The organism is Domibacillus sp. PGB-M46 (assembly GCF_022668875.1).
In the GTDB taxonomy this organism is placed as follows: domain Bacteria; phylum Bacillota; class Bacilli; order Bacillales; family Domibacillaceae; genus Domibacillus.
Genome location: NZ_JAKGCR010000056.1, coordinates 1 through 3,871, shown reverse-complemented (window position 1 = coordinate 3,871; position 3,871 = coordinate 1). Strand labels below are relative to the sequence as shown.

General features: G+C 41.4%; 5 protein-coding genes. 4 read left to right on the top strand and 1 reads right to left on the bottom strand.

What is annotated here, in order from left to right:
• Window positions 1-249 (top strand): malic enzyme-like NAD(P)-binding protein (locus L2D08_RS23515; RefSeq protein ID WP_304653947.1); only part of this gene is annotated, 249 nt, incomplete at its 5' end.
• A 111-nt stretch (window positions 250-360) separates the two neighbouring features.
• Here the strand turns inward: L2D08_RS23515 and L2D08_RS23510 are convergent.
• Window positions 361-666 (bottom strand): hypothetical protein, encoded by a 306-nt coding sequence (locus tag L2D08_RS23510; protein WP_242237964.1) that lies wholly within the window; start codon window positions 664-666, stop codon window positions 361-363.
• A 305-nt stretch (window positions 667-971) separates the two neighbouring features.
• Between L2D08_RS23510 and L2D08_RS23505 the strand changes: the two genes are divergently transcribed.
• The 3 genes from L2D08_RS23505 (at window position 972) to L2D08_RS23495 (ending at window position 3,471) form a co-directional block, all read left to right on the top strand.
• On the top strand, window positions 972-1,163 hold the full coding sequence (locus tag L2D08_RS23505; RefSeq protein ID WP_242237961.1) for a YozQ family protein: 192 nt from the start codon (window positions 972-974) through the stop codon (window positions 1,161-1,163).
• A gap of 180 nt (window positions 1,164-1,343) precedes the next feature.
• A complete protein-coding gene (locus tag L2D08_RS23500) occupies window positions 1,344-2,690 on the top strand; it encodes a hydroxysqualene dehydroxylase (RefSeq protein ID WP_242237959.1) in 1,347 nt (448 codons plus the stop codon).
• 55 nt (window positions 2,691-2,745) lie between these two features.
• A complete protein-coding gene (locus L2D08_RS23495) occupies window positions 2,746-3,471 on the top strand; it encodes a DUF421 domain-containing protein (RefSeq protein ID WP_242237957.1) in 726 nt (241 codons plus the stop codon).
• Window positions 3,472-3,871 lie beyond the last annotated feature (400 nt).

The following is a 3,871-nucleotide window of genomic DNA, read 5'->3' as shown; positions in this document are numbered from 1 at the left end:
GGAGCGGCTTACGCGGCAGACGGACGCTCGGTCAACAACGTACTAGGGTTCCCGGGTATTTTCAGAGGCGTATTGAACGCAAGAGCAAATGATGTCACGCACCCAATGCTGGTTGCCGCAGCGGAAGCGATTGCTGCTTCTACGAAACCAGGAGACCTCGTTCCTCATCCATTAGACCGGACCGTTCATGAACGGGTAGCAGCCGCAGTGGAGCAGGTTAGTTTAAATTCTTTAATAGTTCAAAGTTAACTGCACTATTTTAAATGAACAAACTAAGAAGCCATGAACGATTAACGGCGATAAAAATATAAGTTTTTCACATGGAAAATCCCTGCTGGTACAGCAGGGATTTTTATTATGTTATTTCATTTTAAAGGCTGTTAACGTATGTTGAAGCTCTCCGGCTAACTGGGATAAGGAAAGAGTAGAAGAAGAAATTTCTTTAGCTGTCGCCGTCTGTTCCTGTGTCAAAGAAGAGGTTTCCTGGCTTAAATAGACAGCTTTCTCTGCTGTTTCTTTTGTGGAGTCCGTGGCTTGTACCATTTGGCGGCTGATCGTCTCAATTTGCCCAATCGAAGCCGTGACTTCGGCTGCTTTATCGGAAACATGAGGAATCGAAGCTTCAATGTGACCGAACGATATGTTGACATTGTCGGTGTACGTCAACCCGGTTAAGACTTCTTCTGTACTTGTGTGGGAAGAAGGGTGGTGCCTAAAAGCAAAATAAAAGTGGCTTTTGGAGACGATGCATCTGCGTCTTTAATCTTTTATTAAGGGAGCTCGGTGAAAATTTAGTGAAAAGGATAGAAGGGGTCTGTTCTTTTGAAAGGACTATTTCCGCTGAGCAACGAAAAGCCCATGAAACGGCAGCAGATTCTAGCCTTTGTTTGCTCCGGAAGTGCGGGCTTTTAGCTTTTGAATAAGGAATATGTTTTTGCAGAAAATAAGCTTAAAGAAAGGAGGGGGCTGTCATGACAAAAGAAAAGCAGCAAGTAACGCCTGTTCGTAATTTTAATATGAATGATTATCATAAAAATGACGAAACAGCAAAAGGGCTGGCTACAACCCATGAACAAGTGAGTGATCTGTACAAAGAGGGAGAAGTAGCGCCGTCAAAATACGAAGAAACACTGCCGAGAAATTCTTCAAACAAAACAGAATAACCTGTACCTGACAAAAAGGCAGCCATTCTCGGCTGCCTTTTTGTCATCATAAAATATCTGCCTGGACGCATACTGTTATCTTCTTTTGGCCTGAGCCAAATACAAGGATACCAGCGCATATTATGGCAAATAATGAGGCAATAATAAGAAGAAAATGAAGACAAAAGGCAGGTTCTTCTATTGGAACAATACGATGCAGTAATTATTGGAGCGGGACTGGCAGGGTTGACCTGCGGTTTAGAATTAGCGGAAAAAGGACAAAAGGTGCTTTTATTAGAGGCGGAACCTGTTGTAGGGGGGCGGACTTCATCTTATATAGATAATGGGATGAAAGTGGAATCTGGGTTTCACCGCTATATCGGCTTTTATTCTGAAATGCCTAAAATGTTACGAAAAGCGGGGATTCAATTAAATGAGATTTTCACGTGGGAAGAAAAAGTAGAAATACGGGTGAGAAAAAAAGAAAAGCTCATTACCTTAGGCGCTGCACCACTGTTTGGTCCTAAAAAAACAATCATGGGCATTCTGGGAAATAACGAATTGCTTCCGCTGAGAGACAAGCTTTCCCTCGTCTCCTTTTTTTTGAGCGGATTAAAAGATCTTATTACAAATCCTAAGAAGCTGGATGCCTGTAATATCCGGGACTATGCAATAAAGCACAAGGTCAGTGAAGATGCCTTTCACAACGTTATTATACCTTTTAGCACCGGCCTTTATTTCTTACCGCCTGAGCGGTATTCCGCTTATGTTTTTTTTGGACTGCTTGCTCCAGCCATTAAACGCTTTTATAAAATGCGCATCGGCGCTTTTTTAGGCGGTATGACAGACGTAATGTGCCAGCCGATGGCGGAAGCGATTGAAAAAAAAGGCGGTATTGTCAAAACAGATCATAAAGTCTGTAAGCTGCACATGGACGGGCAGAATAACATAACAGGTGTTGAAATGGAAGACGGGAGAACCTTTTATGGCAAAAAAGTAGTCGTAGCCACAACCCTTAATTCTGCCAAACAGCTGCTGAAGCCTTTGTTTAAAGATCATCCATGGTTTCAGCCTATGTTCGAGCTGCCGATGATGTCCGCAGCAACACTGCAAATGGAATTAAAAAAGCCTGCTCTCCCAAAAGATATTACAACGTTTGGCCCGCGGACTTCTCTCATCAGCTTCGCCGAACAGTCCCGTTCTACATTTCGCCATGTGCCGGGAAGGTTATCCATTATTATGTCAAATCCGGAACGTTTTTTAGAAATGACTCCAGAAGAAACATTACAGGTGGTTGTAAAAGATGCAAAATTGTTAGGCATGGATTTTGGAGAGGATATTATCGATTATCGCCAGATTAACCATTACGATGACTTTCATTCTCTTGAGCCGGGCTGCCACTGGATGCGGCCTGAACAGGTTACACCGGTTGAGGGATTATTGCTTGCCGGAGATTACACCATGCAGCCGTATTTTGCCACGATGGAAGGAGCCGTTGTGTCAGGACAAAAAGCAGCTCGGGCGATTTTATCGGCTAAAAAGCGCTGAATGCCCCTTTTATCTGCGAGCAGGAAAAAATGAAGATAAGAGAAGAGGTGGATACGTGGAGATATTAACATATATAGCGCTGCCCATTTACCTTATATTATTAGGTTATATTCTCACAAGACTTTCCGGCAAAAAAGCGGTTTCGCAAATGCATAGTTACGATCTTGTTTTTGTGACCGTTCTCGGTTCAGCTATTTCAGAACCGATAGCCCAGGACAGTGCCTGGAAAGCTACCTGGTACTCGCTTGCAGTTGTTTTATTTTATCTTTTACTGTCCAGGCTCATTCTTATTAACAAGATTAAATCTGCGTTGACCGCTACACCTACCGTGCTAATACGCGGGGGAGATATTGATAAAGACGGACTAAAAAGCGTCAAAATGACTATTGAAGAATTGCTTGGAGAGCTTCGGATTAAGGGTTTTGTAAACCCTGCAGAAATTGATATTGCCCTGATGGAAGAAACGGGAAAGGTAAGTGTTATTCCTAAAGTAAACAATCCCGATAAACAATCAAGTGATCCAGAGTTCACCCCAAAACCTGCTTTCGTTTCGATTCCAATCATTATAGATGGTGAAATCCTGCATCATAATTTAAAGTTTGTGAATAGGGATGAGAATTGGCTTTTTGATCAGCTTCAGCATTGGGGTATTCGCAAACAAGACATTAAGCACGTTACACTGGCTGTTTTTACACAGGACGGGAGTTTGCAGGTAGATAACGATAATACTCACGATCATGAAAAAGGGATTAACAATTACAAGCCCGGAAATGAAAATTAAAAAGTCACAGCTTTATTTTTGTACTGAGGGAAGAAGGTGAGCATACAATCAAAAAATATACACTTATTTTTAAAAACTTCTTGTGCTGATGAAAAATAAATGTTAAAATATTATTCGTCTCCGAGACAGAAGAAATGAATGCAAATAAACAATAGAGAAACATTGTTACCTTTGACAGGATGCAATGAAAATCAGTTGGCTTTGCAGACGTACCAATTGTGCTTTAAGTAAGTGGCATAACGTCTTGTGTTGGGGGATATGAAAAATATATTGACTTAGATGACAGCAGGTGTTATGATTATTTAGCTGTCGTGGAGATGGTAAAACGAATTGAACATTGAAAACTGAACAAAATCAATAAAAACGTCAACGTTTTAAATTTTTATCTTCCATTAAAAAC

Excerpts from the sequence above, each read along its gene's own strand:
- L2D08_RS23505 (WP_242237961.1), top strand. The coding sequence starts at position 972 with ATGACAAAAGAAAAGCAGCAAGTAACGCCTGTTCGTAATTTTAATATG.